General features: G+C 68.3%; 20 protein-coding genes. 12 read left to right on the forward strand and 8 right to left on the reverse strand.

What is annotated here, in order from left to right; genetic code table 11:
- Positions 1-349: 349 nt before the first annotated feature.
- Entirely contained in the window at positions 350-1,903 is a 1,554-nt protein-coding gene (locus tag AAG565_RS13670) for a 2-isopropylmalate synthase (RefSeq protein WP_348820182.1), read from the forward strand.
- A 39-nt stretch (positions 1,904-1,942) separates the two neighbouring features.
- Here the strand turns inward: AAG565_RS13670 and AAG565_RS13675 are convergent, their stop codons facing one another.
- Complete coding sequence (locus tag AAG565_RS13675; protein ID WP_348820183.1) at positions 1,943-3,481, reverse strand: hypothetical protein; 1,539 nt, start codon at positions 3,479-3,481, stop codon at positions 1,943-1,945.
- An 84-nt stretch (positions 3,482-3,565) separates the two neighbouring features.
- On the opposite strand from AAG565_RS13675, the gene AAG565_RS13680 reads away from it, so the two are divergent.
- Positions 3,566-4,264, forward strand: a complete 699-nt coding sequence (locus AAG565_RS13680; protein WP_348820184.1) for a TetR/AcrR family transcriptional regulator — start codon at positions 3,566-3,568, stop codon at positions 4,262-4,264.
- Between the two features lie 38 nt (positions 4,265-4,302).
- Positions 4,303-4,911, forward strand: a complete 609-nt coding sequence (gene cysC, locus AAG565_RS13685; RefSeq protein ID WP_348820185.1) for an adenylyl-sulfate kinase — start codon at positions 4,303-4,305, stop codon at positions 4,909-4,911.
- Between the two features lie 112 nt (positions 4,912-5,023).
- On the opposite strand, the gene AAG565_RS13690 is transcribed toward cysC, so the two are convergent.
- Entirely contained in the window at positions 5,024-5,503 is a 480-nt protein-coding gene (locus AAG565_RS13690; RefSeq protein ID WP_348820186.1) for a glutathione peroxidase, read from the reverse strand.
- Positions 5,500-7,242 carry an acyl-CoA dehydrogenase family protein gene (locus AAG565_RS13695; RefSeq protein ID WP_348820187.1) on the reverse strand — a complete coding sequence of 581 codons (1,743 nt, stop codon included), beginning with the start codon at positions 7,240-7,242 and terminating at the stop codon, positions 5,500-5,502. The genes AAG565_RS13690 and AAG565_RS13695 overlap by 4 nt, the downstream gene beginning before the upstream one ends.
- Before the next feature lie 111 nt (positions 7,243-7,353).
- Here AAG565_RS13695 and AAG565_RS13700 point away from each other — a divergent pair, with 111 nt between their 5' ends.
- From AAG565_RS13700 to secF, 5 genes are all read left to right on the forward strand, one after another.
- A complete protein-coding gene (locus AAG565_RS13700; RefSeq protein ID WP_348820188.1) occupies positions 7,354-8,361 on the forward strand; it encodes an NAD-dependent epimerase in 1,008 nt (335 codons plus the stop codon).
- Positions 8,362-8,386: 25 nt separating this feature from the next.
- A complete protein-coding gene (locus AAG565_RS13705) occupies positions 8,387-9,712 on the forward strand; it encodes a UDP-glucose/GDP-mannose dehydrogenase family protein (protein ID WP_348820189.1) in 1,326 nt (441 codons plus the stop codon).
- 235 nt (positions 9,713-9,947) lie between these two features.
- Positions 9,948-10,214 carry a preprotein translocase subunit YajC gene (yajC, locus tag AAG565_RS13710; RefSeq protein ID WP_348820226.1) on the forward strand — a complete coding sequence of 89 codons (267 nt, stop codon included), beginning with the start codon at positions 9,948-9,950 and terminating at the stop codon, positions 10,212-10,214.
- Between the two features lie 64 nt (positions 10,215-10,278).
- Positions 10,279-12,132 (forward strand): protein translocase subunit SecD, encoded by a 1,854-nt coding sequence (gene secD, locus AAG565_RS13715; protein ID WP_348820190.1) that lies wholly within the window; start codon positions 10,279-10,281, stop codon positions 12,130-12,132.
- Positions 12,133-12,146: 14 nt separating this feature from the next.
- Positions 12,147-13,076, forward strand: coding sequence for a protein translocase subunit SecF (gene secF / locus AAG565_RS13720; protein ID WP_348820191.1), 930 nt, complete (start codon positions 12,147-12,149; stop codon positions 13,074-13,076).
- Positions 13,077-13,084: 8 nt separating this feature from the next.
- Here the strand turns inward: secF and AAG565_RS13725 are convergent, their stop codons facing one another.
- The 5 genes from AAG565_RS13725 to argA form a co-directional block, all read right to left on the reverse strand.
- On the reverse strand, positions 13,085-13,813 hold the full coding sequence (locus AAG565_RS13725) for a 16S rRNA (uracil(1498)-N(3))-methyltransferase (protein WP_348820192.1): 729 nt from the start codon (positions 13,811-13,813) through the stop codon (positions 13,085-13,087).
- 63 nt (positions 13,814-13,876) lie between these two features.
- Entirely contained in the window at positions 13,877-15,283 is a 1,407-nt protein-coding gene (locus AAG565_RS13730) for an adenosylmethionine--8-amino-7-oxononanoate transaminase (protein WP_348820193.1), read from the reverse strand.
- Positions 15,284-15,352: 69 nt separating this feature from the next.
- Entirely contained in the window at positions 15,353-15,589 is a 237-nt protein-coding gene (locus AAG565_RS13735; RefSeq protein WP_348820194.1) for a thioredoxin family protein, read from the reverse strand.
- 16 nt (positions 15,590-15,605) lie between these two features.
- Complete coding sequence (locus AAG565_RS13740) at positions 15,606-16,907, reverse strand: permease (protein ID WP_348820195.1); 1,302 nt, start codon at positions 16,905-16,907, stop codon at positions 15,606-15,608.
- Positions 16,908-16,984: 77 nt separating this feature from the next.
- A complete protein-coding gene (gene argA, locus AAG565_RS13745) occupies positions 16,985-18,301 on the reverse strand; it encodes an amino-acid N-acetyltransferase (RefSeq protein ID WP_348820196.1) in 1,317 nt (438 codons plus the stop codon).
- 99 nt (positions 18,302-18,400) lie between these two features.
- Between argA and AAG565_RS13750 the strand changes: the two genes are divergently transcribed.
- The 4 genes from AAG565_RS13750 (at position 18,401) to AAG565_RS13765 (ending at position 22,755) form a co-directional block, all read left to right on the forward strand.
- The gene (locus tag AAG565_RS13750; RefSeq protein WP_348820197.1) at positions 18,401-18,964 is read left to right on the forward strand and encodes a UPF0149 family protein; all 564 of its coding nucleotides are present in this window, start codon (positions 18,401-18,403) and stop codon (positions 18,962-18,964) included.
- 13 nt (positions 18,965-18,977) lie between these two features.
- Entirely contained in the window at positions 18,978-20,318 is a 1,341-nt protein-coding gene (gene pepP / locus AAG565_RS13755; protein WP_348820198.1) for a Xaa-Pro aminopeptidase, read from the forward strand.
- 68 nt (positions 20,319-20,386) lie between these two features.
- Positions 20,387-21,595: a 2-octaprenyl-6-methoxyphenyl hydroxylase gene (gene ubiH / locus AAG565_RS13760; RefSeq protein WP_348820200.1), complete on the forward strand. Its 1,209-nt coding sequence runs from the start codon at positions 20,387-20,389 to the stop codon at positions 21,593-21,595.
- Between the two features lie 2 nt (positions 21,596-21,597).
- Complete coding sequence (locus tag AAG565_RS13765; RefSeq protein ID WP_348820201.1) at positions 21,598-22,755, forward strand: UbiH/UbiF/VisC/COQ6 family ubiquinone biosynthesis hydroxylase; 1,158 nt, start codon at positions 21,598-21,600, stop codon at positions 22,753-22,755.
- Positions 22,756-22,758: the final 3 nt, after the last annotated feature.

The following is a 22,758-nucleotide window of genomic DNA, read 5'->3' on the forward strand; positions in this document are numbered from 1 at the left end:
TCCTCCGATGATCCCGCCGCCCCGCCGGCCTTTCAGGCTCACTTCACGTTGGAATCACGCACCCCCTTCAGGCTCATGTGTCATTGGAAGAGGCTCCGCATTGTCTTCGGCGCGGACTCTCGGCAATAATGGCGCCCATGCGTTTCGATAGCGGCCATGATTCACGCTCGACTGCGGCCCCCTGCCGCCGTCTGCCGCTTGCGCGTCTGCTCAACCTGCTCCTTCTGCCGTAAGGCAGACAGACGAGCCGCGCCGCGCACGGGGCCAAAACCGTGTACAAGAACCCAAGACCCGATGCCCGCCGACGCTGCGCGCGGCGTGGCGGTTCCGAATCCAGGTTGCAGACATCATGAAAGACACACTGATCATTTTCGACACCACCCTGCGCGACGGCGAGCAGAGCCCCGGCGCGTCGATGACCCAGGACGAGAAGGTACGCATCGCCAAGGCGCTCGAGCGCATGAAGGTGGACGTCATCGAGGCCGGTTTCGCGGCCGCGAGCAACGGCGACTTCGCCGCGGTGCGCGCGGTGGCCGAGGCGGTCGGCGAGAGCGTCGTCTGTTCGCTGGCGCGCGCCAACGCCGGTGACATCACGCGGGCGGCGGAAGCCATCGCGCCGGCGCCGCGCAAGCGCATCCATACCTTCATTGCCACCAGTCCGATCCACATGGAGAAGAAGCTGCGCATGCAGCCCGACCAGGTCGTCGCGGCAGCGGTCGGAGCCGTCAAGCTGGCGCGCAGTTTCACCGACGACGTCGAGTTCTCCTGCGAGGATGCCGGCCGTTCCGAGCCGGACTTCCTGTGCCGCATCATCGAGGCGGCGATCGACGCCGGCGCGCGCACGATCAACATCCCGGACACCGTCGGCTACACGCTGCCACATGCGTTCGGTGAACTGATCCGTTCGCTGCTCGGGCGCATCCCCAACGCACACAAGGCCGTGTTCTCGGTGCATTGCCACAACGACCTGGGCCTGGCGGTGGCCAACTCGCTGTCGGCGGCGCTGGCGGGTGCCCGGCAGATCGAATGCACGATCAACGGCCTGGGCGAGCGAGCCGGCAACGCCGCGCTGGAGGAGATCGTCATGGCGATCCGCACCCGCGCCGACGTCTTTCCGTTCGACACGCGCATCGACACCACGCAGATCGTGCCGACCTCGCGCCTGGTGTCCGGCATCACCGGCTTCCCCGTGCAGCCGAACAAGGCCATCGTCGGCGCCAACGCCTTCGCGCACGAGTCCGGCATCCACCAGGACGGCGTGCTCAAGCACCGCCAGACCTACGAGATCATGCGCGCCGAGGACGTCGGCTGGAGCGCCAACAAGCTGGTGCTGGGCAAGCACTCCGGCCGTGCGGCGTTCCGCGCGCGGCTGGAGGAACTGGGCTACCGCTTCAAGTCCGACGCCGAGCTGGCGGCTGCGTTCGCGCGCTTCAAGGACCTCGCCGACAAGAAGCACGAAATCTTCGACGAGGATCTGCAGGCGCTGGTCAGCGAAACCCAGCACGCGCAGGCACAGGAACGCGTGCAGCTGCTGGACCTCGAAGCGATGAGCAAGACCGGCACGCGCCCGGTCGCACGCGTCGCCGTGTCCGTCGATGGTCAGCGGCGCGAAGCTCAGGCACAGGGCGACGGCCCGGTGGACGCGGTGTTCGCCGCGATCGAGCAGATCGTGGATACCCGCGCCAAGCTGCTGCTGTTCTCGGTCAACAACATCACCAGCGGCACCGATGCGCAGGGCGAGGTCACGGTGCGTCTGAGCAAGGACGGACGCACCGTCAATGGTCAGGGCGCCGACACGGACATCGTCATCGCCTCGGCCAAGGCCTACGTCAATGCCGTCAACCGGCTCGGCGCCGGCGCGACGGAGCGTGCACACCCGCAGTTCGAGACCGAGGGCCCATGACCGGCACGGCGGACGGCGCGGGCCGACGCAGCGTGATGATCAGCGCGTGAAGTCGGCCCACACGGCGGTTTCGAGATAGTCGTTTTCCAGCGCATCGCCGCTGCCCGACGCGAGCCGGGCAGCGGTGGCGCGCAGCCCGGCGCGCGGTCCGTCCGGCGTCACCCACGGTGCCAGCGCCAGGAACTCGGTTTTCTCGCCCTGGAATACCCGATACGCCTCGACGTCCACGCCATCGACGAACTCCAGGTTGCCGACGTAGTGCCGCGAGGGCGCGTGCGCGCCGCGCATCGTGATCGCCGACTGGCCGTCGAACACCAAGTCGAGCAGATTGCCGACCATGTGCGGCGTGACGTTGTAGCGGAAACCGACGGTGGGCTCGGCCACCGTGCGCCACGTCGAGGCCATCCATTCGAGCGGCTGCCAGCCGCCGGCCTGCTCGGTGGCCCAGCGGCCCGGATTGGCCTCGGCCTGGATCACGACGTCCACGCCCAGCGCGTCCATGCACGGCATGTAGCTGGCGCGGATGTCGGCGCAGGGCTGGAAGTTCGCCGGCCGCTGGCCGAAGTCGTAGCCCCACTGGAAGGCCGGCAGCGAGGTGGCGAAGCCCATGCGGAATCCCTCGATCTCGACACCGGCAGCGTTGACGAGTGCCGCTTCGCCTTCGGCCGGGCCTTCGTCGAGCGCGAGCACGGTCAGCTCGATGTCGGTCAGCGGCACCTTGTGATTGCGGAACAGCAGATTGGTCTCTCCTGCGGGCGCATCCGGATGCACGTCGATCGGGCCCCACACGGCGGTCTGGTTGGTGACCACCGCAGCCGTGGCGATGTATACCTCCTCGACGGAGCCGAGATCCGGGTCACCGAACAGGGCGATCTCGCGCGGATCGCGCGAGGCGCGGTACGGTGCCTGGTTGTTGGACGCGACGACATAGATGCCGTAGTCGCGGGCGATGTCGGAGAAGGTCTGCGCATAGGCGCGTGCGAAGGTGTCGGTCGCCGCGAGCAGCACCTGCTTGCGCGGGTCCACGCCGGGGAACAGGGCCTGGTAAGCGGCGATCTGCGGCGCGTAGGCGGCGTTGAGCAGTCCGAGGGCACCGGCGATGCCCAGCGGTGCCGCGTCCCCCAGCGGTGCCCGCAGCGGCGTCGCCGCCTGGCTGCGCACCGGTGCGCCACGCGAGCCGGTCGCCAGCGTCATCAGGCCGATGTCCTCGTTGAACACGACCAGCATCGGCCGGTCCGGCTGCATCAGCGGCACCGCGTGGTCCTCCACCAGACAGCGCATCTTGGTGCGGTAGCTGTCATAACTGACGACGTGGCGCACATCCTGCTTGAACTGGATGCCGACCACGCGCAGCCGGCCGTTCGCATCGGGCAGGCCGGTGGCGGCCTGCCAGCGCGGCGGGCGCAGCGCCGCACAGATCTGCGCGGGCGGACGGTCGGGCACCGCCCCCAGCGCACGCGGACAGTGCTCGCCGGCGCAGCCGCCCGCCTTGGGGTCCGAACAACCGACGATTGCCAGGGCCAGACCGATGGTTCCCATGGCCAGCGGCCAGACGCGATCCAGCGTGCCGATTCCCATGGGTGCACGTCCTGCTGCGTTTTGTGTACGCGTAAAAAAATAATGGGCCGGTAAGATGCGCGTCAAACCCCGAGCCCGAACGCCATGCGGCCTCCTGTCTCCGCAAAATCCCGTCCGCGGCCGCGCGTCGGCCGTCCGCCGCGCAGCGCGCAGCGCTCCGCCGAGGTGCGGGCGCGGGTGATCGAGGTCGCGCGTGCGCTGTTCGCCGCCGATGGCTTCGAGGCGGTGAGCATGCGGCGCATCGCCGCGGCGGCCGGCTGTGCGCCGATGACCCTCTACGGGTACTTCCACAGCAAGAACGAGATCCTGCGCTACATCTGGCAGGGGTTCTTTGCGGAGCTGTTCGAGCGACTCGCCGCCGCCGCGTCGCGTGGCGACGCCGCGTCGCGCCTGCGGCACGCCTGCGCCTCGTATCTCGATTACTGGATCGAGTTTCCGGACCGTTACCGGATGGTCTATCTGAACCAGGACCGGACCCGGGCGGGCGAACACTACTTCGCCGAGGCGTCCGAGGTCCTCGACGGCTACGCGCTCTTTCGCACGCTGATCGAGGCAGCGCAGGTCGAGGGCACCGCCTGGCCCGGCGATGGGCAGCAGATGGGCGAGACGCTGGTCTGCGGCCTGCAGGGTATCGCGCATGCGCTGATCACGATTCCCGAGTACCCCTGGTCCCCGCCGGATCGGCTGCTGGAGCCGCTGCTGCGCGTCGTGCTGCGGCCGGACACGGCGGGGCAGGCGTCCTCGTCCGAACGGAGGCTGGCCAAATCCCCGCACGCTCCTTAATCTTCGCTGCCGCCCTTCCTCCGCACGGAATCACTGCCTTGGACTCCAACGTCAAAGCCACCAACGTCGTCTGGCATGCCCACCACGTCTCGCGCGCGGAGCGCGCCGCGCAGAAGAAGCAGAAGCCCTGCGTGATCTGGTTCACCGGCCTGTCCGGTGCCGGCAAGTCCACCATCGCCAATGCGCTGGAAGGCGAGCTGTTCCGGCTCGGCTTCCACAGCTATCTGCTCGACGGCGACAACATCCGCCACGGGTTGAACAAGGATCTCGGTTTCTCCGATGCCGAGCGCGTCGAGAACATCCGCCGCATCGGCGAGGTCGCCAAGCTGTTCGCCGACGCCGGGTTGATCGCGCTGACCGCCTTCATCTCGCCGTTCCGCGCCGACCGCGATCTGGTGCGCAAGATCATGCCGGAGGGCGAGTTCTTCGAGGTCTATGTCCACGCTCCGCTCGATGTCTGCGAGAGCCGCGACCCCAAGGGCCTGTACAAGAAGGCGCGCGCCGGCCAGATCAAGAACTTCACCGGCATCGATTCGCCCTATGAGGCGCCGGAACATCCCGATCTGACGATCAACACCGGCGAACTGTCGATCGAGCAGTCGGTGCACACGCTGCTCGCATTCCTCAAGGAAAAAGGCAAGCTGTAACGGCGCGAGGCAATGAAAAAGGCCGCGTTGACGCGGCCTTTTTCATGCAATGGATGCGCTGTTCGTTGCGAATGCCGGACCCCTGGATCGCCCCCGGCCTGCACGGCACACGCTACAGCAGCTTGACGATGTCGGCCTCGATCTTCTCCGGCGTGTCCATCGAGCCATAGCGCTTGACGACCTTGCCATCCTTGCCGACGAGGAACTTGGTGAAGTTCCACTTGATGGCCTCGCTGCCGAGCACGCCCGGCGCCTCTTCCTTCAGGTGCTTGTAGAGCGGGTGGGCGTTGGCGCCGTTGACCTCGATCTTGGCGTACATCGGAAAGCTGACGTCATAGGTCAGCGAACAGAAGTTCTTGATCTCATTCTCGTCGCCCGGCTCCTGGTGGCCGAACTGGTCGCAGGGGAAACCGAGTATCACCAGGCCCTTGTCCTTGTACTTGCGCCACAGCGCCTCCAGGCCCTTGTACTGCGGCGTGAAGCCGCACTTGCTGGCGACATTGACGACCAGCAGGACCTTACCCTTGTACGCATCGAGCTTCTGCGTCTGGCCGTCGATGGTGTTCGCTTCGAAATCGTAAACGCTGCTCATGCAAAGTCCTCCGCTGAGAGTTCCATCATCGGCGCGGCGCTCTCGCGCACGTTGGCGAGCAGCGCGGGCACCTGCGACAGCATACGCGTCGCGAAGTACGCGGCGGTGACGCGCTTGGTCCTGGCCAGGCCTGCGTCACCGGTCTTGTCGGCGGCGCGGACCATGCGCAGCCAGTTCCAGCCCAGATAAGTCAGCGCGAAGGCACGCTGGTAATCGCAGCAGCCGAAGGCGGCGTCGTCCGGGCTGGACTTGTAGGTTTCCTGCACCCAGCGCGTGGTGCTTTCGAGCGCGTCGAGCGCGGTCTTCAGCGGCGCGCTCAGCGCATCCGGGCCGGCGGCGAGGTCGGCGCGCACGGCGCTGAAGAAGCGACCGGGCAGGCGGCCGTTGTGCATCATCAGCTTGCGGCGCACCAGGTCCATCGCCTGGATGCCATTGGTGCCCTCGTAGAGGCACAGGATCTTGGAATCGCGCACGATCTGCTCGATGCCATGTTCTTTGATGAAACCATGCCCGCCGTAAACCTGGATCGCCAGTGAACCGAGTTCCACGGCCGCGTCGGTGCAGAAGGCCTTGACCAGCGGCGTGTTGAGATCGACCCAGTCCTGTGCGACTTCGCGCACCGCAGCGTCCGGGTGGTTGCGCGCGAGATCGACATGGATCGCGGTCTCGTAGGCGAGCACGCGCGCGCCTTCGGTGGTCGCCTTCATCTGCAGCAGCATGCGGCGCACGTCCGGGTGCTCGATGATCTCGGATCTGCCGTTGAAAGCCTTGCCTTGTTTGCGTTCGAGCGCGTAGCGGATCGCGTTCTGCGTCGCCAGCTCGCACTGGCCCAGGCCCTGGAAGCCGACCATGATGCGCGCCAGGTTCATCATCACGAACATGCTCTGGATGCCCTGGTTGGGCGCGCCGACGATCCAGCCTTTCGCGCCGTCGAACTGCATCACACAGGTCACCGAGCCATTGATGCCCATCTTGTGCTCGATGGCCGTCGCGGCGAGCTTGTTGCGCGCGCCGAGCGTGCCGTCGGCATTGACCAGGAACTTGGGCACGACGAAGGTCGAAAGCCCTTTTACGCCGGGCGGCGAGTCGGGCAGGCGTGCGAGTACGAAGTGGACGATGTTGTCGGCCATCCGGTGTTCGCCGGAGGTGATGAAGATCTTGCCGCCTTCGATCAGGAAGCTGCCGTCCGCCTGCGGAATCGCCCGGGTCTTGGCCGCGCCGACGTCGGAACCGGCCTGCGGCTCGGTGATGCACATCGTGCCGGACCACTCGCCGGTCGCGAGTCTGGGCAGGTAGGTGCGCTTGATCTCGTCCGAGGCCGAGGCTTCGAGCGCCTCGAAGCAACCCTGGGTCAGGCCCGGATACAGCGCGAAGGCGACGTTGGCCGAACACAGCAGCTCCTCGGTGACCTTGCCCAGCGTGTAGGGCAGGCCGGCGCCGCCGTACTCGGTCTTCTGCGAGATGCCGATCCAGCCGGCCTCGCAGTACATCCTGTAGAACTCGGCGAAGCCGTCGGGGACGGTGACTTCGCCGTTGGCGAGCTTGCAGCCCTGCTGGTCGGAAATGCTGTTGAGCGGCGCGAGCCGCTCCTCGATCAGCTTGGCGGCTTCTTCGATGAGGCCAGACAGCGTCTCCGGCGTGGCGTCCTGGAACGCCGGGATGCCGGTCAGCCGGCCGACGTCGAGGACGTCGTTGAGAACGAAGCTGATTTCACGCAGGGGCGCCTTGTAGCTGGCCATCGATACACCTGGAAAACGCGGTGGGGGAGGTCGTTGCGGGGGCGTAAGGGTAACAGCACGCGATGCCGAGGCGCACGCCGCTGCGGGACGGAGACACTACAATGTCCGCCCATGAAAATCCTGCTCACCGGGGCGGCCGGCTTCGTCGGACTGCACAGCACGCTCGCGCTGCTCGCGCGTGGCGACGAGGTACTGGGCTGCGACAATCTCAACGATTACTACGACCCGACGCTCAAGACCGCGCGCCTGGCGCTGTTGCAGGGGCGTCCCGGTTTCCAGTTCCGGCGCATCGACCTGGCCGATGCCGCGGCGCTGGAGGCGGCGTTCCGCGAGTTCCGGCCGCAGGCCGTCGTCCACCTCGCCGCGCAGGCCGGCGTGCGCTATTCGCTGCAGAACCCGCGCGCGTATGTGGACAGCAACCTGGTCGGCTTCGCAAACATTCTCGAGTGCTGCCGCCATCACCCGGTGCGGCATCTGGTGTTCGCCTCCAGCAGCTCGGTCTACGGCGCCAACACCAAGGTGCCCTTCGCGGTGACCGACCGCACCGACCACCCGGTGAGTCTGTACGCGGCGACGAAGAAAGCCAACGAGGTGATGGCACATGCGTACAGCGACCTCTACGGCATTCCTTCGACTGGTCTGCGCTTCTTCACGGTCTATGGTCCCTGGGGCCGCCCGGACATGGCCTATTTCTCGTTCACGAAGGCGATCTTTGAAGGACGCGAGATCGAGGTCTTCAACAACGGCGACATGCAGCGCGACTTCACCTACATCGACGACATCGTCGATGGCGTGATCCGCGTGCTCGACCGCCCGCCGCAGCCCGACCCGTCGTGGAGCGGCGATCCGCCGCTGGCCGGGCGCAGCCGTGCGCCCTACCGCCTGTACAACATCGGCAACCACTCGCCGGTGCCGCTGCTGCACTTCATCGAGGTGCTCGAACGGCTGATCGGCCGGCCGGCACGCAAGGTCCTGCGGCCGATGGCGGCCGGCGACGTGCAGCGCACCTACGCGGACGTCGCCGATCTGACCCGCGACTGCGGCTTCGAGCCGAGGACGCCGATCGAGATCGGGCTCGCCCGCTTCGTGGCCTGGTACCGTCAGTACCATCGCTGTTGAACTTCAATTCAAAAGAGCGACATCCATGAAAGTCACCGTCTTCGGTTCCGGCTACGTCGGCCTGGTCACGGCAGCCTGTCTGGCCGATTCGGGCAACCATGTCGTCTGCGTCGATATCGATGCCGGGCGCGTGGCCATGCTCAGGTCCGGGCATTGCCCGTTCTACGAACCCGGCGTGGACGAGTTGCTGACGCGCAACCTGCGCGCCGGCCGGATCCGCTTCACGACCGATGCCGCCGAAGGCGTGGCCAGCGGCGAGATCCTCTTCATCGCGGTCGGCACGCCGCCGCAGGAAGACGGTTCGGCCGATCTGCAGTACGTGCTGCAGGTGGCGCGCACCATCGGCACGCACATGCGCGAGTACCGCGTCATCTGCACGAAGTCCACGGTGCCGGTCGGCACCGCGCGCAAGGTACGGGCGGAAGTTGCCGCAGCGCTGGCGTCGCGCGGCGCCGCCGTCGATTACGACGTCGTCTCCAATCCCGAGTTCCTCAAGGAAGGCGCGGCGGTCGAGGACTTCATGCGCCCGGACCGCATCATCGTCGGCACCGACAGCGAGCGGGCGCTGGCGCTGATGCGCACGCTGTACGCGCCGTTCAACCGCAACCACGATCGCCTGATGGCGATGGACGTCGAGTCCGCCGAGCTGACCAAGTACGCGGCCAACGCGATGCTGGCGACGCGCATCAGCTTCATGAACGAACTGGCGCTGCTGGCCGAGAAGGTCGGCGCGGACATCGAGTCGGTGCGCCGCGGCATCGGCTCCGATCCGCGCATCGGCTACCAGTTCCTGTACGCCGGCTGCGGGTATGGCGGCTCCTGTTTCCCGAAGGACGTCAAGGCGCTGGTGCGCACCGGCGGCGAGTTCGGACAGGACCTCAAGATCCTGCACGCCGTCGAGGCGGCCAACGAGCATCAGAAGTCGGTGCTGTTCGCGCGTATCCAGGCACACCTCGGCTCGCTGCGCGGCAAGACCATCGCGCTGTGGGGGCTGGCGTTCAAGCCCAATACCGACGACATGCGCGAGGCGCCGAGCCGCGTGCTGATGGAGGCGATCTGGGCCGCGGGCGGCACGGTGCGCGCCTACGACCCGATCGCGATGGATGCCACGCGCCGCATCTACGGCGAGCGGCCCGACCTGGTGCTGGCCGACGGCGCCGAGGCGGCCTGCGAAGGCGCGCATGCGCTGGCGCTGGTGACGGAGTGGGCGCAGTTCCGCAGCCCGGATTTCGCGGCCATCAAGACGCTGATGAAGAACCCGGCGATCTTCGATGGCCGCAACCTCTACGATCCGGTCGCGCTGAGAAAGCTGGGGTTTCACTACCAGGGGATCGGCCGCCGTCTCGCATGAGGCCCGCGGTCGTGGGCACGTGCAGACCGCCCATGTCGCGACCGCGCTTTCGCGCCGATCCTCCCCTGTATCCGGGCAGCCCGGCACTGCCTTGCCGGGCGGCGCCGCAGCGCGTTTGCTGGCCCGTGGCATAATCCGCGCCCTTCAATCTGGTCTGTCCGGAGTCTTTCCCGTGCTGGATTTCCTGATCGCCCCTGCCCACGCCCAGGCAGCGGCCACCCCGCCCAATCCGCTGATGCAGTTCCTGCCGTTGATCCTGCTGGTGGTGCTGTTCTATTTCATGCTGATCCGCCCGCAGATGAAGCGGAATCGCGAGCACCGCGACATGCTGGCCAAGATCGCCAAGGGTGACGAGGTGGTCACGGCAGGCGGCATCGCCGGCAAGGTCGTCAACATCGGCGAGGCTTACCTGTCGGTCGAGATCGCCGACAACGTGGCCGTCAAGGTGCAGAAGTCCTCGGTGACCAGCGTGCTGCCCAAGGGCACCCTGAAATCCCTCTGACCCTGCGCCGGGCATCCTCAATCCGGCGTGCTTTGAAGCGGCTCGCGCCGCGCCGTTGAACTCCATGAAACCCTACGCGACCTGGAAGTACGTCATTCTCGTTCTCGCCGTGCTGTTCGGCCTGGTCTATGCGGCCCCCAATCTGTACGGCGACGATCCTTCGGTGCAGATCTCGCGGTCCAGCGGCGAGGCGCTGACGGCGGATTTCGCCGCGCGCGTCGAGCGCATCCTGCAGGATGCGCAGATCGCGGCGGCCGCCAGCGGGATCGAGGAGGGGCAGTGGGTGGTGCGCTTCGACGACACCTCGGCGCAGCTGAAGGCCGCGGACGCATTCAAGCGCGAACTGGGCCGCGACTACGTCGTCGCGCTCAACCTCGCGTCGAAAACGCCGGGCTGGCTGCGGGCGCTGGGGGCACGACCGATGAACCTGGGTCTCGATCTGCGTGGCGGCGTGCACTTCCTCCTGGAGGTGGATATCGCCGACGTGCGCACCCGCGCGGTGGATCGCATCGTCAGCGAGGTGCCGACGCTGCTGCGCAAGGAGGATATCCGTTACACCGGGCGCCGCCAGGCCGGGGATGCGGGCATTCTCGACTTCGCGGACGAGACTCGTCTGGAAGCCGCGCGCCACGCCATTGCCAAGGCGTTTCCCGAGTACCAGCTGACGGTCGCACCGGATGCGCCGCTGTCGCTGCAGGTGCGCCTGTCGGAGAGCGAGGCCAAGCGCATCGTCGATTTCGCGGTCCAGCAGAACCTGACGACGCTGCGCAATCGCGTCAACCAGCTCGGCGTCGCCGAGCCCGTCGTGCAGCGGCAGGGCGCGAACCGCATCGTGGTGCAGCTGCCCGGCGTGCAGGACACGACGCGCGTCAAGGATCTGCTCGGCGCGACCGCGACGCTGGAGTACCGCGCGGTGGCCGATGCGGACGCCTATACCGCGGCCAGCACCGGCATCGTGCCGGCCGGCACCGAGCTGTTCTACACCCGTGAGGGGCGGCGCCCGGTGTTGCTGCAGCGCGAAGTGATCGCCGGTGGCGACAACCTGGTCGATGCCGCCGCGACGGTGGACGAGAACGGCGGCCCCGCGGTCAGCGTGACGCTGGACGGCGCCGGCGCCAAGCGCATGTTCGCGTTCACCGAGAAGAACGTCGGCAAGCCGATGGCCGTGCTGTTCAAGGAGCGCGAGGTCGTCACCAACTACAACGCCAAGGGCGAACCGATCCGCGAGCATCGCGAGGTCGAGGAGGTCATCTCGATCGCCAATATCCGTGGCGTGTTCGGCAAGCGTTTCCAGACCACCGGCCTGACCAGCAAGGAGGCGCACGACCTCGCGCTGCTGCTCAAGGCGGGTGCGCTCGCCGCACCGGTCGAGATCGTCGAGGAGCGCACCGTCGGCCCGAGCCTGGGCGCGGACAACATCCGCCAGGGCTTCTCGGCCGCAGTGCTGGGCCTGACCCTGGTCGTGCTGTTCATGGCGATCTACTACCGCGTGTTCGGCCTGTTCGCGATCTCCGCGCTGCTGCTCAACCTGGTCGTGCTGGTCGCGATCCTGTCGGTGCTGCAGGCGACCCTGACGATGCCCGGCATCGTCGGCATCGTCCTGCACATGGGTATCGCGGTCGATGCCAACGTGCTGATCTACGAGCGCATCCGCGAGGAGTTGCGCGCCGGCACCAAGCCACACGCGGCGATCGAGGCGGGCTACGACCGTGCCTTCCTGACGATCGCCGACGCCAACATCACCGGCCTGATTGCCACCGTCGTGCTGTTCGCCCTCGGCGAAGGGCCGATCAAGGGCTTCGCGATCACGCTGGCGATCGGCATCCTCACCTCGCAGTTCACCGCCATCGTCGGCACGCGCGCGCTGGCGCAGCTGGTGTTCGCCAAGCGCAAGCTGACTGACGTGCCTGTCTGGTGAACCGGGAGCTACAAATGAAATTCTTTGCACGTGTTCCCAACATCAACTTCATGGCCCAGCGCAAGACGGGCCTGCTGGTCTCGACGGTGCTGACGCTCGGCGCGCTGCTGCTCGTCGCGATCCGTGGCCTGAACCTGGGCATCGACTTCACCGGCGGCGTGCTGGTCGAGGTCGAGTACCCGCAGACCGTCGAGCTCGACGTCGTGCGCGCGGATCTCGCGGCCGCCGAATACGACCGTGCCGTCGTCCAGTACTTCGGTTCGACCAATGCGGTGCTGATCCGTCTGCCACCTGCCGCAAATGCCTCGTCGGCGCAGGTCAGCACCAACATCCTGCAGGCGCTGCACGCCGAGGAGAAAGGGATCGAGCTGCGCCGCATCGAGTTCGTCGGCCCGCAGGTCGGCGAGGAACTGACCGAGAAGGGCGGTCTGGCGCTGCTGTTCGCCTTCATCGGCATCATGATCTACATCGCGTTCCGGTTCGAGTGGAAGTTCTCGATCGGTGCGATCGCCGCGCTGATCCATGACGCGGTGATGGTGCTCGGCTACCTGTCGCTGCTCTGGGTCGAGTTCGACATCACCACGCTCGCGGCGATCCTCGCGCTGATCGGCTACTCGAACAACGAGACCATCGTCATCTTCGACCGCGTGCGCGAGAACCTGATCAACCAGCGCCGCGCCGATATCCTCGAAGTCGTCAACCTGTCGGTGAACCAGACGCTGCTGCGCTCGGTGATCACCCACCTGACGACGCTGCTGGTGCTGTTCGCACTGCTGATCCTGGGTGGCTCCAGCGTCCACAGCTTCTCGGTCGCGCTGATCTTCGGCGTGATCGTCGCGACCTATTCGTCGATCTACGTATCGACCAATCTGGCCGTCGCGCTGGGTGTGTCGCGCGAGGACCTGCTGCCGCCGGAGGACAAGGAAGTCGACGCGATGCCCTGAACCGGGCGTCAGTTCCAGTCGCCCCACAAGGCCTGGATCACGGCGATCGCGGCGACGCCCGCAGTCTCGGTGCGCAGCACGCGCGGACCGATGCGGATGCCGATGAAGCCGGCACGGCGCGCGTGGTCGAGCTCGCCGTCGCTCAGGCCACCTTCCGGGCCGACCAGGAACGTCACCGGACCGTGCCGGTGCGGCAGGTCGCGCAGCGTGTGGCGGCCGTTCGGGTCGAGCGTGATGCGGTCGCCGCGCGCGCGCTCGTCCACCAGCCAGCCGGGCAGGTCCTGCACCGGTTCGAGAATCGGCAGGCGCGTGCGTCCCGACTGCTCGGCTGCCGACACGATCACGCCGCGCCAGTGCTCCAGCTTCTTCTCCCAGCGGTCGTCGTCGAGGCGCACGACGCTGCGGCCGGAGATCAGCGGCACGATGCGCGTCACGCCCAGCTCGACGGCCTTCTGCAGCGTGTAGTCCATGCGCTCGCCCTTGGAGATGCACTGGGCGAGCGTGAGGTCCAGGGGCGATTCGCGATCGACGTCGTGGCGGGCGAGCAGGCGCGCCGTCGCACTGCGCTTGCCGATCTCGACGAGCACGGCATCGTACTCGCCGCCGCGGCCGTCGAATGCGGTGAAGGTCTCGCCCTCGCGCATGCGCAGCACCTGCACGAGGTGGCGGAACGCGGGTTCGGGCAGTGCCACGCTGGCGCCTTCGGCGAGCGGGGTGTCGAGATGGATTCGGGTCATGCCGGCATTGTCGGCGCGGGCGAGGCGGGAATCCATAAGCAATTCACGCAGCGGGTCCGCATTTCAGTCGCGCGTCGCCTGGTGGATGGCGTCCAGCGCGAGCTTGCACAGCTGCTCGATCTCGCGCGGCGTGATTACGTAGGGTGGCATGAAGTAGATCACGTTGCCGAGCGGGCGCAATACCGCGGCGAAGTCCGGCCGGCCGTTGAGCGCGTGGCGATAGACGCGCAGGCCGCGGCGCTCGGCGGCCGGGTAGGGTTCCCTGCTGCGCACGTTCCGCGCCAGTTCGATCGCCAGGATCATGCCTTGCTGACGCACCTCGGCGACGTGCGGATGGGCGCGAATGTCCGCGGTCTGCCGCCACATCAGATCGGCGAGCAGGCGGTTGGTCGCCAGCGGCTTCTCGGTTTCGAACAGGTCCAGCGTCGCCAGCGCGGCGCGGCAGGCGAGCGGATTGCCGGTGTAGGAGTGAGAATGCAGGAAGGCCTTGCCGGCGCGGTAGTCGGCGTAGAACGCCTGGTAGATCGCCTCGCGCGTCAGCGTCACCGCCAGCGGCAGGGTGCCCCCGGTGAGTCCTTTTGACAGGCACAGAAAGTCGGGGGTGATGCCAGGCTGCGCGTCGTCGTCGCGCGGATTGGGCGGCGCCCAGTCGCAGGCCCACATCCGTCCGGTGCGGCCGAAGCCGACCGCGATCTCGTCGGCGATCAGGTGCACGCCGTGGCGATTGCAGGCCTCGCGCAGCAGGCGCAGGTAGAGCGGGTGATACATGCGCATGCCGCCGGCGCACTGCACCAGCGGTTCGAGAATCACCGCGCAGACCTCGCCCGCGTGCTCGGCGAGTGCATGCTCCATGTGCACGAAGCTCTGGCGCGTGTGGTCCTCCCAGCTCTGGCCCGGCGTGCGTTCGTAGCAGTCGGGCGAGGGTACATGGATCGGCTGCAGCAGCAGCGGCGCGTAGGTGTCGCGGTAGATGCTCGGCCCGCCGACCGCAAGCGCGCCCAGGGTTTCGCCGTGGTAGCTGTTGGTCAGTGTGATGAAGCGCCGTTTGCGTGGCTGGCCGGCGTTGTGCCAGTAGTGGAACGACATCTTCAGTGCGACTTCGACCGCCGACGAGCCATTGTCCGCATAGAAGCAGCGCGTCAGCCCCGGCGGTGCGAGCTGCACGAGGCGCTCGGACAGTTCGACGACCGGCGCATGGGTGAAGCCGCCGAGCATCACGTGGTCGAGCGTGTCGAGCTGCTGCCTGAGCTGCTCGACGATGTGCGGATGACGATGGCCGAAGATGTTGGTCCACCATGAACTCACCGCGTCGAGATAGCGGCGGCCGTCGAAATCCTCCAGCCACGCACCTTCGGCGCGGCGCACCGGAATCAGCGGCAGTTCGGGATCGGCACCGGCGTGATCCTGCATCTGCGTGCAGGGCTGCCAGACGTGTGCGAGTGAGCGCTGCGTCCAGTCGTCGTTGCTCATGCCGCGGGTCGCCTGTGTCGGTGGGGGACGCGCACGATAGCGCAGTCGCCCGCACGGCTCACGTCGCGGTCAGGACTGCAGCAGCGGCTTTATCTCGTCCGCCGAGAGCACGCGGCCCGCCGCCTTGAGCTGGCCATCCACGGCCAGCGCCGGCGTGCGCATCACGCCGTAGGCGACGATGTCGTCCACGGCGGTGACTTTCTCGATCTGGTAGTCGAGCCCGAGCGCGGTGGCGGCGGCTTCCGCATTGCGCGTGAGCTGCTGGCACTTCGCGCAGCCGCTGCCGAGGATCTGGATCTTGGTCATGGGCAACTCCGGTCAATCAGACGATGAAACGGCCGTAGATCCAGCCCGTGAGCGTCGCCATGGCGACCACGAGCAGGATGTAGGTGGCGGTCTTGCGCACGCCGAGCAGGCTGTGAATGACGAGGATGCTCGGCAGGCTCAGCGAAGGGCCGGCGAGCAGCAGCGCGAGCGCGGGGCCCTTGCCCATGCCGCTGCCGATCAGACCCTGCAGGATCGGAATCTCCGTGAGCGTTGCGAAGTACATCAGCGCGCCGGCGGCTGCCGCGAAGAAACTGGCGACCAGACTTTCGCCGCCCACTGCCGCGGCGACCCAGGCCGAAGGCAACACGCCCTCGTGGCCGGGACGGCCGAGCAGGAAGCCGGCCAGCAGCACGCCGACCAGCAGCAGCGGGGCGATCTGTTTCGCATAGCCCCAGCTCTGCGCCAGCCACTCGCGCGCTTCGTCGCCACCGCGCGCGAGGATCGCGCACAGGCCCACCACCCCGACGGCGAAGGCCAGCATCGGCTGCGCGGGCACGGCGAGCGCGGCGATGGCCACCGTGGCGGCCAGCGCCAGCAGCCCGCGGCCGGACAGGCCGTACCAGCGCCACAGCGTCAGCGCCCAGGCCGCGGCGCTGAGCGCGGTCAGCGTCCATTTCTGCGCATGCACCGCGCCGAAGAAGCCGCTCGCCGTCCCGGGATCGGCCCAGTTCGCGAACACCAGCACGCCGATCAGCAGCGCGAACTGCAGCGCCGTGCGCCCCAGCGAGCGTCGTGGACCGGCGTCGTCAGGCAGCGCGGCCGGCTTCATCGATGCCGCCGCCTCGCGGCGGAAGATCAGCGCCATCGCCAGGCCGATGACGACGCTGAACAGCACCGCGCCGATCGCGCGCGCCAGACCCAGCTCCCAGCCGAGCACCTTCGCGGTCAGGATCACGGCGAGTGCGTTGATCGCCGGGCCGCTGTAGAGAAAGGCGATCGCCGGGCCCAGACCCGCGCCCATCCGGTAGATGCCCGCGAACAGCGGCAGCACCGTGCACGAGCAGACCGCGAGGATGCCGCCCGAGACCGCGCCGACGCCGTAGGCCAGCGGCTTGGGCGCGCGCGGACCGAGGTAGCGCATCACCGCGTCCTGGTCGATGAACACCGCGATCGCGCCGGCGATCAGGAACGCCGGCAGCAGGCACAGGATCACGTGCTCGCGTGCGTACCAGCGTGTCAGTTCCAGGGCCTCGGTCACCGCGCCGTCGAAGCGCGGCTGGCCGACCGGCAGGAAGTAGAACGCGAGGAAGCCGCCCACCAGTATGGCCAGTGTCCTGCCTTCGGTTTTCCAGTCCATGCGTCCTGCCTCGCGATCGTGGCGGCAGTATCGGCGGGCGGCAGGGGGGCTGCGCTGACCCAGGTCAGCCCAAGTGGCTACAGATCCTTGATCAGCACCAGCGAGTTGCGCTGGTAGTTGTAGATGCGCTGCTTCTGCATCGGCAGCGCGTCGATGCCGGCCTTGCGGAAGCCGTGCTCGATGAACCAGTGTGGGGTGTGGGTGGTCAGGCTGAAGAGCTGCCTGAGTCCCAGCTGCCGGGCCTCGGCCTCGACGCGCTTGAGCAGTGCTCCGGCGCGACCGGCGCGCTGGTAGTCCGGGTGCACCGCGACGCAGGCGAGCTCGCCCATCGCGTTCTGCGGGAACGGGAACAGTGCCGCGCAGGCGATGACCAGACCGTCGCGCACGATGACGTTGAAATGCGTGATGTCGAGTTCGAGCTGTTCGCGTGAGCGCGGCACCAGCACGCCCTGCTGCTCCAGCGGCTGGATCAGCGCCAGTACGCCGCCGACGTCTTCGATCGTGGCGTCGCGCGTGGCCTCGTAGTCGGGGTCGGAATACAGCATCACGCCGACGCCGTCGCGGGTGTACAGCTCGCGCAGCAGCGCGCCGTCGTCGTGGCCGACGAGGTGCACGCGCTTGACGCCGCCGCGCGCGGCGGCGAGCGCGGCTCTGAGGTAGGTGCGGTCGAGTTCGCCGAGCGCGCCGCTGGCGAGCAGGCGCTCGCCTTCGAGCGGGGACAGCTGGCCGGCATCGCCGGTCGTCTCGGCCGATCGCCATTGATCCGGATTCGCCGGCGTGACGAAGACCAGCTTGTCGGCGTTCAGCGCGGTGGCCGTGGCGGTCGCCAGGTCCTCGGCGCGCAGGTTGAAGATTTCTCCGGTCGGCGAGTAGCCGACCGGCGAGATCAGCGCGATGCGCTCCTGGTCCAGCACCTGGCGGATGCTGTCCACGTCGATGCGCCGCACTTCGCCGGTGAACAGGTGGTCGATGCCACCGCGCACGCCGACCGGCCGGGCCGTGACCCAGTTGCCGCTGGCCACGCGGATGCGTGCGCCACCCATCGGACTCGATGCCAGCGAGGTGGACAGCCGCGCCTCGATCTCCATGCGCAGGCTGCCGGCCGCGGCCTTGACGCAGTCCAATGCCGCGCGGTCGGTCACGCGCAGGCCATCGACGAAGCGCGGTTCGAGCCCGCGCTCCTTCAGGCGCGCGTCGATCTGGGGCCGCATGCCATGCACCAGCACCAGCCGGACGCCGAGGCTCTGCAGCAGGGCGATGTCGTAGATCAGGGAGTCGAAGTCCGCACGCTCGGCCGCCTCGCCCCCGAAGGCGATCACGAAAACACGCCCGTGGTGGGCGTGCACGTAAGGCGCGCAGGCGCGCAGGACGGCGACGAAGTCGGCGGACATCATGGGCGGATTATAGGGGGTGAGGCTGTCCGCTTTGCGGTCATCTGGCGCAGGACCCCCGAACGCCCGGCCATTTGTGGACCGCCGCCCTATAATCCGCCGATGACCCAAGCACTGGACTACGACGCGCTGGCCGCCGTGCTGCGGCAGGCCGGCTTGGCCGACGAGGCGGCCGAGTACCACGGCGCATTGTGCGGCGCGCTGTGCGTGCGCGAGGCGCGGGACATCGACGTGCTGCGTCTGATCGAACCGGCGCAGACCGCGACCGCCACTGCGGACGCACGTGCGGCGCTGGAGGCGTTGCGTGCGGCGACGGCGGAGGCCCTGAGCGACGAGGACATGCGCTTCAGCCCGCTGTTGCCGGATGACGACGCGGCACTGGTGCCGCGAGTGTCTGCGCTGGTCGCATGGTGCCAGGGATTCCTCTACGGACTGGCGAGCCGCCCGGGCCTCGACCTGCAGCGCTGCTCAGCGGATCTGCGCGAGATCGTCCGCGACTTCACCGAGCTGACGCAGGCCGCGGTCGGCGACGAGGTGGACGCGAACATCGAGGAGACGGCCTACGCCGAGCTGGTCGAGTACCTGCGCGTGGGTGCGCAACTCGTGTTCATGGAATTGCACCCGCGGCCGACGCTGGATCCGACGGATTCCCCACACCTGCATTGAGAACTGATTCCACATGGCGATCAAACCGGCCCGCAGGACACCCAAGGAGTACGCCGCGCGTCGCGCGCAGCTGATGAAACGCATCGGTGCCGACGGCGTGGCGATCGTGCCGTCTGCGCGCGAGGTGATCCGTTCGCGTGACACGCATTACAAGTTCCGCCAGGACAGCGACTTCTCGTACCTGACCGGATTTCCCGAGCCGGACGCGCTGGCGGTGCTGGCGCCGGGGCGCAAGGTCAAGGGCCGCAAGGCCGAGTACGTGCTGTTCGTCCGCGAGCGCAATCCCGAGCGCGAGATCTGGGACGGTCGCCGGGCCGGCCCGGCCGGTGCGATGCGTGACTACGGCGCCGACCAGGCGTTCACCATCGATGCCTTCGAGCACGAGCTCAAGGGCCTGCTCGCGGGCCGCCAGCATCTCCACTACACCCTGGGCGAGCACCCGCACTGGGATGCGAGGATCACCGCCTGTGTACGCGAAATCCGCGAAGTGTCGCGTCGTGGCGCGGCGGCGCCGGTGGACTTCGTGGCGCTGGAGGCGACGCTGCACGAGATGCGCTTGCGCAAATCGGCTGCGGAACTGTCGCTGATGCGCACGGCCTGCGAGATCACCGCGCAGGCACACTGCATCGCGATGCGCACGGCGCGGCCGGGGCTCTACGAATGGCAGCTCGGTGCGGAGATCCATCATCACTTCGCGCGCCACGACATGGAGCCGGGCTACGGCACGATCATCGGCGGCGGCGCGAACGCCTGCATCCTGCACTACGTCGAGAACAGTGCCGAGCTGCGTGACGGCGACCTGGTGCTGATCGATGCCGGCGGCGAGCTGCAGGGTTACACGGCGGACATCACGCGGACCTTCCCGGTCAACGGCAGGTTCAGCGCTGCGCAGCAGGCGGTTTACGAAGTCGTGCTCGAGGCCAACAAGCAGGCGATCGAGGAACTCCGGCCGGGCAATTCGTCGGCGCGCCCGCACGACGTCGCGACGCGCGTGCTGACCGAAGGGCTCGTCGATCTGGGCCTGCTCAAGGGCAAGCCGGCCGAGCTGATCAAGGCGGGCCGGCAGCGGCAGTTCTTCATGCACGGCACCGGTCACTGGCTGGGCATGGACGTGCACGACGTCGGCCGCTACAAGCTCGACAACAAGCCGCGGCCGTTCGAGTCCGGCATGGTGATGACGGTCGAACCCGGCCTTTACATCGCGCCGGGCACCCAGGGCGTGCCGGAGAAGTACTGGGGCATCGGCGTGCGCATCGAGGACGACGTCGCGATCACGGCCAAGGGGCCCGAGGTGCTGACCGGCGGCGTGCCCAAGGAGGTGCGCGAGATCGAGAGGCTGATGTCCGGCGCATGACAGGTTCGTCCGGAACGAATTCGGACAGCCGCCAGGCTGACCCCGGCGCGGCGCACTCCGGCGATGGCGTGCCCCGTGAGGTCGATGTCGCGATCGTCGGAGGCGGCCTCGTCGGCGCCGCCGTCGCGCACGGTCTCGCAGGCACGCCGCTGTCGGTGGCACTGATCGAACCGGCGCCGCCGGCAGCCGGCGCGGCGGACTGGGATGAGCGCTGCATCGCGGTCAACCAGGCGAGCTACCGCATCCTGCAGGCGCTCGGCGTCTGGCCCGAGCTGAGTCGCGTGTCCGCGCCGATCGTCTCGACGCACATCTCCGAACGGGGGCGCTTCGGCGTCGCGCGCTTCACGGCCGCCGAGGCGGGTCTGGAGGCCCTGGGCTACAACGTCCCGATCCGGCGTATCGGCGAAGTCCTGTGGCAGGCCCTCGTCCGGGCCGGGCGCAGCCAGCTGCTCGCGCCGGCGTCGCTGTCCGGCATCGGCCTGACGGAGACGCACGCCGTGCTGAGCCTGCACGATGGTCGCCGCCTGCGGGCCAGGCTCGTCGTGGCCGCGGACGGCATGCACTCGCCGCTGCGTGGCTGGTTGGGCATCGCCGCGCAGACGCGGGACTACGCGCAGTCGGCGATCGTCACCGCGGTGCGCACTGCGCGGCCGCACCGCGGCTGCGCCTACGAGCGTTTCACGCCGGACGGACCGATCGCGCTGCTGCCCAAGCCATGGGCGGCGGAGGAGAACGTCTGCTCGCTGGTGTGGACGACGCCACGAAGCGGGCTGGAATCGCGCATGCAGTGCGCGGACGCCGAGTTTCTCGCCGCCGCGCAAGACGCTTTCGGGGAACGTCTGGGCCGTTTCACCGAGCTGGGCCGGCGCCAGGCGTTCCCGCTCAGCCGCGTGATGGCGGCCGAGCTGTCGGCGCCGCGCGTCGTCTTCGTCGGCAATGCTGCGCAGTCGCTGCATCCGGTCGCGGCGCAGGGTTTCAACCTCGGGCTGCGCGACGCGGCGACGCTGTGCGAGCTGCTGGCGGTGTCGGCCGGTGACGCCGGCGCGCCGGAGCTGCTGCGCCGCTATGTCGAGCTGCGCGCGCCGGATCGCTCGCGCACCGCGGAGTTCACCGATGGACTGGTGCGCCTGTTTTCCAACCGCGTTCCCGGGCTGCGCGGTCTCCGGCACCTGGGGCTGCTCGCGCTGGACCTGGCGCCGCCGCTGCGCGAGGCGGTGATGTGGCAGAACCTCGGCTTCGGCGGCTACACGCCGTCCGCTGCGCGTTCGACGCGCTGACCATGGCCACGGACTGCGATGTCGCCGTGGTCGGCGCCGGCCTCGTCGGTGCGGCGATCGCCGTCGGTCTGCATCGGCTTGGGTTGCGCGTGCGCCTGCTCGATCGTGGACTGCCGGCCGAAGGCGCAGACGACTACGACCTGCGCGTCTATGCGATCTCGCCGGCGAGCGCGCAGTTTCTGGACGACATCGGTGCGTGGAACGCGATCGTGGCGGAGCGCGTCAGCGCGTACACGCACATGCAGGTCTGGGAAGCGGAACCGGGTGGTGCGCTGCACTTCGACGCCTCCGATGTGCGTCTGCCGGCGCTCGGTCACATCGTCGAAAGCCGCGTCATCCAGCGGCATCTGCTCGATGCCCTGCCGGCCGGCGTGCTGCGCGAGGGCGTCACGGTGACCGCGTGCGAGGTCGATGACGGGGCCGCGACGCTCCGGTTGGCGCGCGGCGCGCCGCTGCGGGCCTCGCTGGTCGTCGCCGCCGACGGCGCCCGCTCGCCGCTGCGCGAAGCGGTCGGCATCGAGGTGATGGGTCATCCCTACGAGCAGACCGCGGTGGTCTGCCATGTCCGCACCGAACGTCCGCATCGGGCGACGGCCTACCAGCGCTTCCTCGACACCGGACCGCTGGCCCTGCTGCCGCTGGCCGACGGACGCAGCTCCATCGTCTGGTCTTCGGTCGAGGCGCCGGCGTTGATGGCGCTTGACGATGCGGCGTTCTGCGAAGCGCTCGGCGAAGCCTGTCAGCACGTGCTCGGTCGCATACTCGACTGCACGCGGCGCCTGGCGTTCCCGCTGGCCTTGCAGCAGGCGCAGGACTATGTGCGGCCGCGCTGCGTGCTCGCCGGCGACGCGGCGCATGTCGTGCATCCGCTCGCCGGACAGGGCGTCAATCTCGGTTTTGGCGACGCGCAGTGTCTGATCGAAACCCTCGCCGGCGCGCGGCGTCTGCGCCGGGATATCGGCGGGCTGCGCGTGCTGCAGCGCTACCAGCGCAGCCGCAAGGCCGCGGTCGTCGAGATGATGGCGGTCACCGACGGCCTGTATCGTGCCTACCGGTTCCGCCAGCCGGCGTGGCAGTGGCTGCGCCAGCGTGGGCTGTCGCTGGTCGGGCGCGCCGACCCGCTGCGGCAAGCCCTGGTGCGGCGCGCCTGCGGCCTCTGAGCG

Source organism: Fontimonas sp. SYSU GA230001 (genome assembly GCF_040066175.1).
In the GTDB taxonomy this organism is placed as follows: Bacteria; Pseudomonadota; Gammaproteobacteria; order Nevskiales; family Nevskiaceae; genus Solimonas.